This window comes from Vibrio sp. 1457, assembly GCF_033340195.1.
Taxonomy (GTDB): domain Bacteria; phylum Pseudomonadota; class Gammaproteobacteria; order Enterobacterales; family Vibrionaceae; genus Vibrio; species Vibrio alginolyticus.
The window spans coordinates 60,061-73,738 of record NZ_JAWOWA010000015.1 but is presented as its reverse complement, the minus strand read 5'-3'; the positions used below and the strand labels follow the sequence as shown (position 1 = coordinate 73,738).

Below are 13,678 nucleotides of genomic sequence, written 5' to 3'. Positions count from 1 at the left end.
TTGTGAATTCTGGTGTTAACCGTTTTGGGCGTTTTTGTGCGTGGAGTTTAGTTACTGTATTGGTGTTATTAGCCATATTAGTAACCACGCTTCGCGTCACACTGCCGCAACTTAACCATTTCCAAGATGAGATCAAAACCTGGGTCAAACAAGGCACAGGTTTTGACGTTTCTATTGCCAATGTCGCAGGGACGTGGCGCAATAATCATCCCTCAATTGCGTTACTGGGTTTAGAGGCAAATCTACCAAACGTGCAAGATGCCCGCTTCGCTGTTGAAGAAGTCCAAATTGAGTTCGATCTTATTCAATCTCTTTTTCAACTTAAACCTGTAGTTGCAGACCTTACCATTCATAACCTCGCTTTAGACATTCACACGGTAGACATTCTGCCGACTTCTCATCGTCAAGATCCGAAGCCTGAAGTGGATAAGAGCGAAGTGAAACTCATTGACCAACTCGACTCACTTCTTTTACGTCAGTTCGAAGACTTCACTATTAGCGATTCACGGATTTGGTATAAGTCGGTGTCTGGTGAAACTCGCCGTTTAGATATTGAGCAGCTTCGTTGGAGCAATCAAGGGAAACGTCACGTAGCCGAAGGCACGGTTAGCATTGCCGATGTTCGCCTGAATTCATTGTTGGTAAGCGCTAACTTTAAAGATCATGGCTCGTTGCGTGATGTATCTGGTGAGTTTTATGTGAGTGCTCAAGATGTCTCGGTCACACCTTGGCTGACCACTTACATGCAAGAAGAGTCAGGAGCAGAGTCGGGTAAAGTCAGCTTAAATACTTGGCTAACGCTCAAACATAGCCAACCGCATGATGCTTATGTTGAATTACTGCCTTCCGAGTTGGTGTGGAATGAAGATGGACATCATGAGCTGTTTATTGAGTCTGGAATTTTCAATCTTCGACCAGATAAACAAGGCTGGAAAGTAAATGGCCACTCACTTCAGATCAGAACCGATAATACCCCTTGGCCAGAGCTAGACGTCGCGTTTGATTGGCAACCAAACGGCTGGATGCTTAATCTCTCTCAACTCGACATTGAAGCACTCATTCCGCTCATTAAGCTGGCTCCAGAGTCAGAGTCGACCAGTGACCTTATTAACAAACTAGCACCGAAAGGTCGGGTCGAAGATGTCCGATTGTCAATGAACGGTGGTTTAGACACCTTACGCTACTCGGCTGAACTGGATGAACTCGCGATGACACAATGGGAGCTCCTACCCGGGTTTCATCACGTACAGGGCAGCGTATCGGGGGATGTGAATCAAGCTAAAGCAAAAGTCACCGTCATTGATGATGTCTTTCCGTACGGCGATGTATTCCAAGCTCCGCTGAATATCAAACAAGGTGAAGTCGATATTATCTGGCAGCAAGATGATGCGGGTTGGCGTTTGTGGGCGGATAAAGTGACGGCAGCAACGCCTGATCTTCAAGTCTTGGGGGCATTCCGTCTTGATTTTCCAAAAGAACAAAGCCCATTTTTATCGTTCTATGCCGAAGCGGATCTCTACAACGCGGGTGAGACATGGCGCTATCTACCGACTCTGGCACTTGGACAAGACTTGACCGACTATCTTTCGACCGCGATTCAGGGCGGTAAAGTGAACACAGCGAAATTGTTGTGGTATGGCGAGTTAGGTGATTTTCCTTACAAAGAACATAATGGCATGTTCCAAGCTTGGGTTGGATTAAAAGACGCGAAATTTAGCTTTGATACGGCATGGCCAACCATCACGGATTTGCAGCTAGACTTGCTGTTTGAAAATGATGCCATGTATTTGGATTCAAAATCAGCCACACTAAATGGCGTTCATGCCAAGCGTATCACTGGGCGAATCCCTGAGTTGGCAGAAGGTGGACACATCGAGATTGAAGCGAAAGCAAGCGCGCCGGGTAATGAAGTCCGTGACTACATGATGGCGACGCCATTAGTGGATTCAGTCGGTGCCGCATTGACAGCGCTGCAAGTGAGTGGGCCCGTTTACTCTGAGTTTCAACTCAACATACCGTTTGATTTTGAGAAAGACTCTCGCGCTTGGGGTTATGCCGATTTAACAGAAAATCGTGTTGATATTGAAGCGCCGCCAATGACGCTTGAAAACGCCACAGGACGTATCACCTTCGACAATGATGTGGTTACCACATGGGGTTTGTCGGCCGAATTATTACAACAGCCTATCTCTCTTGATTTCCATGGAGAGAGTGCGGAGCAAGGCTACAACGTGACAATTAATACACTAGGAGATTGGGATGTCGAGCCGCTCAAACCCTATGTCGGTGAGCGTTGGTTAAACCTTGTTTCTGGCCATGCGCCGTGGCAAATGGATATTGACTTGCAACTCAATGATGTTGGTTTCACTTATCAGCTTGAAGTGCTGGCGCAGCTAAATCGTCTGGCTAGTCAATATCCTTATCCTTTAGCGAAAAAAATTGGTGAGTCTGGGCAAGCGAAACTGCAAGCATCCGGCAACCAAGAGAGTATTTCAGCACGACTACAGATCCCAAATGTGAAGTATCAAACTGAGATAGATATCGCTGGCGATGTCCCGGTTCTGACTGCGACTCATTTAATGGTTGGCAAAGGTGGCTTCCGGATTAGTCCTATTGTCGGGCACGATGCTTCGGTGCGTGTCGAAGAACTGAATTTAGACCAATGGGCGGAGCTTGCGCAGGTCTCTGAGAGCAAGCCTTCATCGTCTGTTTTGGCAAGCATGAAAACGCCGACCATTCCATTGCCGACACGCATTGAAGTTGAAACGCCAAACTTACAGCTCGGTGGGATTGAGTTTCATGATGTGGATTTTTCAGCAAGCAAGAAAAATTTGAGTTGGCAACTCGATGTGGACAGTCAAGAGGTTAAAGGGAAAGCTAACTATCTGAAACCCTATGATCTATCGGTCTCTCTAGAGCACTTGCATCTGTACATCCCAGGGTTTGAAGAGATGACCAAAGAGCGCAGTTCAATCTTTGCGAGTGAAGATCAAAACGCACCTTTGATTACCAATTTTGACCGCAAGTTTCACGCAGAGATGCCAAACTTAACTTTGAACATCGATGATTTTTGGCTGCAAGGTTACAAAGTGGGCAAAGTTAATGTTGATTTGCAGCGTCGCGAGAACCGCTTGGAGTGGAAAAATATCACCTTTAGTAGCGGCAAAAACCGCATTGATATGAGTGGTTGGTGGGACCTGACGAAAGAGAGTAGTCATTCCAACTTAACCATGAAAATGAAAGGTGATAACAACACCGATCTTATGGAGCGCTTTGGTATTACATCAGGCATTCAACAAGCACCATTTGAGATCAATGCCAATATGGAATGGGACGGCGCACCTTGGTCAATGAAGACACAAACCTTGCAAGGAAACGTCTCAACGGAATTTGGTAAAGGCGTGATCAGTGAAGTTAGTGGTGCGGCACGCTTGTTAGGCTTGTTTAGCTTGGATTCTATCATCCGTAAGATGCAGCTCGACTTTACCGACGTATTCGATAAAGGCATGGCATTCAACTCGATCACGGGAACGGGCAAAATCCAAGACGGTGTGTTTATCACCAATGATATCGTAATGGATGCGTTAGCAGGGGAAATGCAAATCCGCGGTATCGCTAATATGAACAGCAGAATGGTTGATGCGGAAGTGAAATTCACACCAGACATCACATCAGGCCTACCAATGCTGACCGCGTTTGCCGTTGCGCCTCAAACTGCTTTGTATGTCTTGGCCATCTCTACGGTGATATCTCCGGTGGTTGAGGTCTTCACTCAAGTCAATTATGAAGTGAAAGGCTCACTAGATTCACCAACGGTGAAAGAAATTTCGCGAAGTAAAGGTGAATACAAGCTGCCAGAAAAACTGCGTGAACAGGCCAAATAACTCACCGAATATAATGGAATAGGGAGGAAACACATGGAGCGTGTTGGCATTATTCAAATGACTTCGGGTCCGGATATTAACGCGAATTTGGACTTCATTGAAAAACAGTGTGCTTTAGCGAGCAAGCAAGGTGCCAAACTTGTTCTTACTCCTGAAAATACAGTGCTATTTTCCAGTCGCGAAGCTTATCATCAACATGCAGAGCCACTTGGCAGTGGCATGATTCAACAGCGGCTCTGTGAAATCGCTAGAAAGAACCAGTTAACGCTAATTGTCGGAAGCATGCCCATTCAAACCGCAAAAGGTGTCACCACCACAACACTTGTATTTCCGCCGCACGGTAAATGCATTGCTCACTATGACAAACTGCATATGTTTGATGTCGACGTAGCCGATGGTTATGGTAGTTATCGTGAGTCGGATACGTTTATGGCGGGTAATCAAATAGTCGTTGCGGAAACTGATATCGGCAGTGTTGGATTGAGCATTTGTTATGATTTACGTTTCCCAGAACTTTATAAAGTATTACGTCAAGAAGGGGCGGATATCATTGTGGTGCCCGCTGCGTTTACCGCTGTGACGGGGCAAGCTCACTGGGAAATACTATTGCGAGCTAGAGCGATTGAGACACAATGTTGGATTTTGGCAAGCGGACAAACTGGAACGCATCCATGTGGACGAAAAACATGGGGACACTCAATGGTCGTTGACCCTTGGGGACGTATCCATAAACAGCTTCAGGATGAAGTAGGCTTATTGGTGACAGAGATAGATTTGTCACAAAGCCAACAAGTAAGGCAGAATATGCCGCTGACTCAACACAGTCGCTTTCAAAATGAATTGAGACGGAAATAAAAGAGCTAACTATGAGCACAAACCAAATAGAACAGGCACTCCTTGCCCCAAATGGTCTGACAGAACAAGACATTGCTGACACGCTTGCCAGCATTGCGACGCGCCAGATCGATTATGCGGACATTTACTTTCAGTCCAGCTGGCATGAGTCTCTGGTTCTAGAAGACAGCATCATCAAAGATGGCTCTTTTAACATTGATTGTGGTGTTGGTGTCCGTGCAGTAACTGGCGAAAAAACCGGCTTTGCCTACTCTGATCAAATCCAGCCTGAAGGCCTGAAGCAGAGTGCAATGGCGGCGCGCGGTATTGCTCAGCAAGGGCAGAATGGTAAAGTCCAAGCGTTTAAACGCACCGAAAACCAAGCGTACTACGCCGCTGTGAATCCACTAGCTGAATGGGAAAAGCAGCAAAAAACAGAATTGCTCAAATCTCTAGATGCTTACATCCGCACTAAAGAACCATTGATTAAAGAAGTCTCGATCAGCATCAGCGGTGTGCATGAGCAGATGCTTGTTGCGGCAACAGACGGTACTTATGCAGGCGATATTCGTCCTTTGGTGCGTTTGTCTATTAGCGTGCTCGCACAAAAAGGCGAACGACGTGAACGCGGTAGCGCTGGTGGCGGCGGCCGTTTCGGTTACGATTTCTTTTTAACGGAAAGCAATGGTGTGAAACAAGCTTTCCATTATGCAGACGAAGCGATTCGCATGGCGTTAATCAACCTTGAAGCAGAAGCAGCACCAGCAGGCATGATGCCAGTGGTATTGGGTTCTGGCTGGCCTGGCGTGTTGCTACACGAAGCGGTAGGTCATGGACTAGAAGGTGACTTTAACCGCAAAGAGTCGTCAGTGTTCTCTGGAAAAATGGGTCAACAAGTGACGTCTTCACTGTGTACCATCGTAGATGACGGCACGTTAAAAGACCTTCGTGGTTCACTGAATGTGGATGATGAAGGGGTAAACGGTCAGTACAACACGCTTATCGAGAATGGTGTGCTGAAAGGCTATATGCAAGACAAGCTAAACGCGCGGCTAATGGGTGTAAATCCAACGGGTAACGGTCGTCGTGAGTCTTATGCACATTTACCAATGCCGCGTATGACCAACACCTACATGCTACCAGGTGAACATACGCCAGAAGAAATAATCTCGACGGTCGAGAAAGGGTTGTATGCGCCAAACTTTGGTGGCGGCCAGGTGGACATTACTTCGGGTAAGTTTGTGTTCTCTGCATCCGAAGCATACTTGATTGAAAACGGTAAAATTACGCGCCCTGTTAAAGGTGCGACGTTGATTGGCTCAGGTATCGAAGCAATGCAGCAAGTCTCTATGGTCGGTAACGACCTAAGTATCGACAAGGGCGTTGGCGTATGTGGTAAAGCAGGTCAAAGTGTGCCAGTTGGTGTTGGTCAGCCGACCTTGAAACTGGACTCACTGACAGTGGGTGGCACTGAGTAACTCAGTTGAATCGTTATAAAAAGAGCGCTCATTAGAGCGCTCTTTTGCTTTGTGAGTCGGTGTCAATTACAGGTTTTCTTCAGCAAATTCCGCCAAGCGGCTACGAACCACGCCGTTAAGGTGAATATTCGCGCTGCCTTCAAAGTTCTTGAAGCGTTCAACCATGTAGGTCAAACCAGAGGTCACTGGGGTGAGGTAATGGGAGTCAATCTGCGCCAAGTTACCGGAGCAGACGATTTTGGTTCCTTCACCACAGCGGGTGATGATGGTTTTGATTTGTGATGCAGTGAGGTTTTGACACTCATCAAGCAGTACAAACGCATTTTGAATCGAACGGCCACGCATAAAGTTGATCGATTTAAATTGAATGTTGGCTTTATCGCAGATGTACTTCAATGAGCCTTCAGTGCAGTGATCGTGTTTATGTAGCGCTTCCAAGGTATCGGTCACCGCCGCTAACCACGGCATCATTTTCTCCTCTTCGGAGCCGGGTAAGAAGCCGATGGATTCACCGATATCTGGCGTGTTACGTGTTACGATAATTTTATCGAACATGCTTTTTTCAATGGTTTGCTCCAATGCTGCTGCCATTGCCAGTAATGTCTTACCACTACCCGCCGCACCCGTTAGAATCACCAAGTCAATTTCTGGATCGAGTAAGGCATCTAACGCCATTCCCTGGTAGATATTTTTAGGTGTGATGTCCCAAGCCTTACGATGCATTAGACGTTCGCGGCTCAGGTCGAGAAGCGTTAGCTTGTCTTCATTGATGGTTTCTACGCGACCAGCAAAGTCACTGTCTTCATCAATAACGTATTGGTTGATAAAGGTTGGGTCGAAGGGTTCGCGACTGAGTTTGTGGTAAGTTTTTCCGCCCAGTGCATAGCTTTCTACTTCCTCAATACCGCTCCAGAAATCACCTTCACGCAATTGAAAGCCTTTGGTTAGGTATTGAATGTCGTCAATCAGTTGGTCGGTTCTATAGTCCTCAACAAAGCGTACACCAGCCCCTTTGGCTCGCAGACGCATGTTGATGTCTTTCGTGATCAGTACCACTTCACGTGGTGCACGTTTATTTTGCAGATAAAGCACCGCGTTGAGAATACGGTTGTCACCGGCTTTGTCGGCGAAGGCTTTGACGGTTTCCTGCAGTTCAAAATCCGCCAAAATGGAAATGGTACCTTGGTCGGGGTTGTCTTTAGAAACAGGAATGCCTTCAGAGATTTCATCTGGCGTTGCTTCTTTAAACAAATCTTCCAAGGTGCGAATAGCCACGCGCGCATCTCTTGCAACGTCGCGCTTACTGTCTTTGATTCGGTCGAGTTCTTCCAACACGGTCATGGGGATAACGACATCGTGTTCTTGGAAAGAGAAGATGGCAAAGGGTTCATGAAGAAGAATGTTGGTATCGAGTACAAACAGTTTCCGATCGGTATCGCCCATAGCGTCTCCTTGCCGTAGTACGGCTCTGCATGCGAGTTGTTAGGTCGTTTCCAAATAGGTGTGAAGTGACCTAACTCTGATTGCTTGCAATAGAGGTTGTCGGGCTGATGTCGGCTAGTGTGCAACCGAGTAGCAAGACAACTTACTGCAAACCCGTGTTGATCCTAATCGTGTACTAACGCGCTTAAATCATATGCAATGGTTTTAAACGCCCCTCATTAGAAGTATACGTAATATTTACGTTCTACAACTTAATAATTGGCATGAGTATTTTACAATTTGATTGCATTTAGAGTTTGGGAAAAAAAGTTTCTGCTTGGTGCGGTTTCGGCGTGACCTAAATCACAGCTTCAAGTAAGATTAGCGACCTTTTTCTGCGTATAGGCTACGTCCGATTTATCATGTTGAGCTGGCTTAAAAAATACTCAGTTCATACTGAAATGACGAATGCTATCGGCATAGCAGAAGCCAGAATCAGATCTAAACTATTATCCATGCCCACGGGCATGAGTAGACCAACAAGAAATACGAATCAAGAACTAATAACGAGGTAGTCAATTCATGACATTTGCTTTGGGGCAGCGCTGGATTAGCGATACGGAAAGCGATTTAGGTTTAGGTACCGTTGTAGCAATGGATGCTCGTACTGTGACATTGATGTTTGCAGCGTCAGAGGAAAACCGAGTTTACGCACGTAACGATGCACCTGTTACCCGAGTCACCTTTAATGTTGGGGATGTCATCGATTGCCAAGAAGGTTGGTCTCTAAAAGTAGAAGAAGTACTGGAAGATGAAGGTCTTTACACCTATTTCGGTACTCGTGAAGACACGCAAGAAACCGCTGTTGTTCTGCGTGAGATTTTTCTTAGCAACCAAATTCGTTTTAACAAACCTCAAGATAAGTTGTACGCCGGTCAAATCGACCGTATGGACAACTTTGTTCTGCGTTATCGTGCGCTAACCAACCAGTTTGAGCAGCATAAGAGCCCAATGCGTGGCCTATGTGGTATGCGTGCAGGTTTGATCCCTCATCAGCTTTACATCGCGCACGAAGTTGGCCGTCGTCACGCGCCACGCGTCTTGTTGGCGGATGAGGTAGGTTTGGGTAAAACCATCGAAGCGGGCATGATCATCCACCAACAAGTTCTGTCTGGTCGTGCCGAACGCATTTTGATTGTGGTGCCTGAAACACTGCAGCATCAATGGCTGGTTGAGATGATGCGTCGTTTCAATCTGCATTTCTCTATCTTTGACGAAGAGCGCTGTATCGAAGCGTTTGCGGATGCAGAAAACCCATTTGATACTCAGCAATATGTGCTGTGTTCTTTGGATTTCCTACGCAAGAGCCGCAAGCGTTTTGAACAAGCACTGGAAGGTGAATGGGACCTACTGGTTGTCGATGAAGCGCACCACCTAGAGTGGAGCCAAGACAAACCAAGTCGCGAATACCAAGTGGTAGAAGGCTTGGCTGAACGTACTCCTGGTGTGTTGCTACTGACTGCAACGCCAGAGCAGCTTGGTCGTGAGAGTCACTTTGCTCGTCTGCGTTTGTTGGATCCAGACCGCTTCTATGATTACGAAGCATTCGTTGAGGAAGAAGAGCAATACGCGCCCGTAGCAGATGCGATTACTTCACTCTTTTCCGGTGAAAAGCTACCTAATGAAGCAAAAAACCAGATCACTGAGTTGTTGTCTGAACAAGACGTAGAACCACTTTTCCGCATTATCGAAAGTGAAGCGGACGAAGAAGCTAAAGCGTCGGCACGCCAAGAGCTGATCGATAACTTGATGGATCGTCATGGTACAGGGCGTGTTCTGTTCCGTAACACGCGCGCGGCCATCAAAGGCTTCCCTACGCGTAACGTGCATCTGATGCCAATGGATATTCCACCGCAATACACTACATCAATGCGTGTTGCAGGGATGATTGGCGGTAAGATGAGTTCTGAAGCACGTGCGATGAAGAACCTTTACCCGGAAGAAATTTTCCAAGAATTTGAAGGCGATGACGCGAGCTGGTGGCAGTTTGACTCGCGTGTGAATTGGTTGCTTGAAAAAGTAAAAGAGAAGCGCAGCGAGAAAATCCTCGTGATTGCTTCTCGTGCGAGTACCGCACTGCAATTGGAGCAAGCACTGCGTGAGCGTGAAGGTATCCGCGCCACCGTTTTCCACGAAGGTATGTCGATTCTTGAACGTGACAAAGCGGCGGCTTACTTTGCGCAAGAAGAAGGTGGAGCACAAGTTCTTATCTGTAGCGAAATCGGCTCTGAAGGTCGTAACTTCCAGTTTGCCAACCAACTTGTCATGTTCGACTTGCCATTCAACCCAGACTTGCTTGAGCAACGTATTGGTCGTTTGGACCGTATCGGTCAAAATCGCGATATCGACATTCATGTTCCTTACCTGAAAGGCACATCGCAAGCGATCTTAGCACGTTGGTTCGATGAAGGCCTGAACGCTTTTGCGGAAACCTGCCCAACAGGCCGTGCTGTTTACGATAAGTACTCCGATGATCTGATTGAAATTCTTGCCTCTGGTGATACCAGCACGCTAGATGAGATCATTGAAGCGTCAGCAAAAATGAATAAAGAGCTGAAATCCCAATTGGAGCAAGGCCGTGATCGCCTATTAGAAATGCATTCAAATGGCGGGGAAAAAGCACAACAAATCGTTGAGAAAATTGAATCAACCGACGGCGATACCAATCTGGTCACCTTTGCACTTTCTCTATTTGACACGATTGGCTTGAATCAAGACGATAAAGGTGAAAACGCCCTGATTGTGACCCCATCTGAGCACATGATGGTGCCAAGCTACCCAGGTCTGCCATACGAAGGAGCGACGATCACGTTTGATCGTGATACAGCGTTATCTCGTGAAGATATGCACTTTATCAGTTGGGAACACCCAATGATCCAGGGTGGTATCGATCTTCTTATGAGTGAAGGGGTGGGGACGTCTGCGGTATCTCTATTGAAAAACAAAGCGTTACCAGTCGGGACTATTCTTCTTGAGTTGATTTACGCGGTAGATGCGCAAGCGCCAAAACGCAGTGGTATCGCGCGCTTCTTACCGAAAACGCCAATCCGTTTGATGATGGACTCGCGTGGTAATGATTTGTCTGCTCAAGTGGAGTTTGAAAGCTTTAACCGCCAGCTCAGCCCTGTAAACCGTCACTTAGGTAGCAAGTTGGTTACGTCGGTACAGAAAGACGTACACCGCTTAATTGAAGCCGGTGATGTTCTTATTGAAGAGAAGGTCGAAGAAGTACGCAAGCAAGCTCATCAAGATATGCAGCACAGTTTGAATGCAGAGCTTGAGCGTTTGCAAGCACTGAAAGCGGTGAACCCAAATATTCGTGACGAAGAAATTGAAGCTATCGACGTACAAATTAAAGAGCTTACTGGTTATATCAACCAAGCTCAGGTTCAGCTCGACTCGCTGCGTTTGATTGTGGTGAGCCACAACTAAGTAAGTATTTATTGCTCATTAAAAAAAGGTCTTCAGTTGAAGACCTTTTTCTTTATTTACGGTTTAGTTTCTTTATGCGGAATGCATTAATCACTGATAGCTATCTCATTTACATCAACCACTTCCACCAGATAAATACAGCCAAGAAGCCAAACAAGTAAATCAGGCCTGCAATCGACAACCACTTTAGTTTAGGTCCAACAGCCAAAGGCTCAGGTAACTCAGTTTTGCTCACTAAGGTGTAATTTAGCAGAGCAAAGAATGGCGTGGTCATAAAGGCGAGGATCATCGCAAAGTTCAGCATAGGCAATAACGCAGAAGCCCAGAAAACCACAATACCCAATGCAAGTAAGGAGACTACCAGCATGATCGCTGAAGTGGTTTTAGGGTTAGTGTCTGGTTGCGAGCGCAGTAAGCGTTGAGAATCCGAAATAACGCGCGAATAGCCATCAATAACGGTAATCGTGCTGCCAAAGATACAGAAAAACGCAATTACCGCGATCAAGTAACGAGACCATTCGCCAATCGTTGCCGCATATAAGCCAACCAATTGGTGGGAGAAGCCAACGCCAGAGCTTTCAAGCGCAACGCCAGAACCATAAAGCATCAAAGAGCCTAGCGATACAAAGATAATGGCAAGAAACGCCGTGCCAATATAACCGACATTAAAGTCAAATAGAGCAGAGCGGTATGTTACTTCTTGCTGGCTTGATTGGCGTTTTAGCCACGCTGAGGTTAAACAGGAGATCTCTATCGGTGCAGGCATCCACCCCATTGTCACGACGATAAAACCAATAGCCGCAATAGACCAAGGTGACGGCGGCTCGAAGTTGGCTACTTGCTCAACAGGGTTACCAAAGGCGATAGAAACAGCGAGTAAAGTCGCGATGGTTAACACCGACATGATCACCTTAGATAGCGTATCGAGCGCTTTGTAATGGCCAGCAAATAATATGATCAGGCAGGTGACAATCACAATGATGCTGAGTGATGCCATTGATAGTGAAAACGGAATGAAGTAGCCCAGCAAGCTAGCGCTAAACATCAACAAAGCGGCGGTATTGATGACGGCCGATACCACGCTCAGAAATAGAAATAGCCATAGATAAGGCCGACCTAATTTCGCGTAGCCCTCAACCAAGGTCAGCCCTGTCCCCATGGTGTACTGTACGCCCGCTCGGAAAAAAGGGTATTTAAACAGGTTTACGAGCAGAATCAGTGCAGCCAATTGCCAACCATAAATCGCACCAGCCTTGGTTGATGCCACGAGGTGAGAGCCACCGACCGCAGCAGATGCCATTAATATGCCGGGGCCTAGCGAACGAAAAAATAAGGAAAGTTTGGATTGGGGTTTATCTATAACGGCGGAGTCCATTGCTTATTGTCCTTTTTATCTTATGTATCTTTCTAAAGAGATACATACCGCAGTACATGACAAGCTGAGCGAACGCCCTATACTGCGCAACGGTAATGTCTTTTAAATGCTGTGTTTTGGTGTATTTATTTTAAGTATTCTTTGCGAATATCATGCTGTGTGCATCTAGCACTCTATTCAGTTATGCGTCTTGTTGTCAAACTAAATTTACAACGTGCTATTTTTAGTTTTTATGCTAAAGGATTGACTTTGTTTTATTGGGTTGAACTTTTCTTCAGAATCCTGCATCTGGGTGCTATTTGGGTATATAATCGTGGCGTTTTTATTTTGTAGAGATCTCCCATGGCAATGCTTGAATATACCCCTCCCACCGACCCTTGGGTTGATATCGTTTTTGAGGATGACGACATTCTGGCAGTGAATAAGCCATCAGGGCTGCTGTCTGTCCCTGGTCGCCTTGCAGAGCATTACGACAGCATGTGGAGCCGCCTCAAAGAGTTGCATCCAGAAATTCAAGTTGTGCATCGCTTGGATATGTCGACATCAGGGTTGATGTTGCTGGCGAAAAACAAACCCGCGGAGCGAGCATTAAAAAAGCAGTTCCAATATCGCCTCACTCACAAGGTGTATTACGCACGTGTTTGGGGGCATGTTGAGCCGCAAGAAGGGAATATTGATCTTCCATTAATTTGTGATTGGCCAAATCGTCCACGACAAAAAGTATGTTTTGACGACGGCAAACCATCTCAAACTTTATTCCAAGTAGTGAAGCGTGAAGTGCACCCTGATGGCACCCATACAACCGTTGTGCGGTTACTCCCCATTACTGGTCGATCGCATCAGTTACGCGTGCATTTGATGGCGATTGGTCATGCGATTGTGGGTGATGAGTTTTATGCAAGCGAAGAGGCGTATCAGTTTTCAGAACGTTTAGAGTTGCACGCTGCGGAGCTAAGTTTTTATCATCCAGCTACGGATCAGCTGAGCAGTATTTTTGTACCCTGTGACTTTTATTCTGAAGCCGAGGCGATGATCTTTAACTATTTTTCGCCAGAGCGTACATTGCCTGATTATAAAACGTTGCCACACCCTTAATGCCAATTGCACTCAACAGCGGTTCTTTCTAGTTCGCTATTTTTGGCTATTTCGTTACTGTGGTTGATGTATCCTGTCTTTCAGCCGTGAACAAGGAG

7 protein-coding genes are annotated in these 13,678 nt (G+C 46.4%); 5 read left to right on the top strand and 2 right to left on the bottom strand.

The window, feature by feature from the left end; genetic code table 11:
• Positions 1 to 2: 2 nt before the first annotated feature.
• The 3 genes from R7Z41_RS16305 to tldD are packed head-to-tail and all read left to right on the top strand — an operon-like array spanning position 3 to position 6,196.
• Positions 3 to 3,884, top strand: coding sequence for a YhdP family protein (locus R7Z41_RS16305; RefSeq protein WP_225478041.1), 3,882 nt, complete (start codon positions 3 to 5; stop codon positions 3,882 to 3,884).
• Between the two features lie 33 nt (positions 3,885 to 3,917).
• Entirely contained in the window at positions 3,918 to 4,739 is an 822-nt protein-coding gene (locus R7Z41_RS16300; protein ID WP_225478040.1) for a carbon-nitrogen hydrolase family protein, read from the top strand.
• Between the two features lie 11 nt (positions 4,740 to 4,750).
• Positions 4,751 to 6,196: a metalloprotease TldD gene (gene tldD / locus R7Z41_RS16295; protein WP_005381134.1), complete on the top strand. Its 1,446-nt coding sequence runs from the start codon at positions 4,751 to 4,753 to the stop codon at positions 6,194 to 6,196.
• Positions 6,197 to 6,262: 66 nt separating this feature from the next.
• Here tldD and R7Z41_RS16290 read toward each other — a convergent pair whose 3' ends face one another.
• A complete protein-coding gene (locus R7Z41_RS16290) occupies positions 6,263 to 7,639 on the bottom strand; it encodes a PhoH family protein (RefSeq protein WP_005381133.1) in 1,377 nt (458 codons plus the stop codon).
• A gap of 561 nt (positions 7,640 to 8,200) precedes the next feature.
• On the opposite strand from R7Z41_RS16290, the gene rapA reads away from it, so the two are divergent.
• Positions 8,201 to 11,110, top strand: coding sequence for an RNA polymerase-associated protein RapA (gene rapA, locus R7Z41_RS16285; protein ID WP_225478039.1), 2,910 nt, complete (start codon positions 8,201 to 8,203; stop codon positions 11,108 to 11,110).
• A 109-nt stretch (positions 11,111 to 11,219) separates the two neighbouring features.
• Here rapA and R7Z41_RS16280 read toward each other — a convergent pair whose 3' ends face one another.
• The gene (locus R7Z41_RS16280; RefSeq protein WP_005381130.1) at positions 11,220 to 12,485 is read right to left on the bottom strand and encodes an NRAMP family divalent metal transporter; all 1,266 of its coding nucleotides are present in this window, start codon (positions 12,483 to 12,485) and stop codon (positions 11,220 to 11,222) included.
• 342 nt (positions 12,486 to 12,827) lie between these two features.
• Between R7Z41_RS16280 and rluA the strand changes: the two genes are divergently transcribed.
• On the top strand, positions 12,828 to 13,580 hold the full coding sequence (gene rluA / locus R7Z41_RS16275) for a bifunctional tRNA pseudouridine(32) synthase/23S rRNA pseudouridine(746) synthase RluA (RefSeq protein ID WP_042523486.1): 753 nt from the start codon (positions 12,828 to 12,830) through the stop codon (positions 13,578 to 13,580).
• Positions 13,581 to 13,678 lie beyond the last annotated feature (98 nt).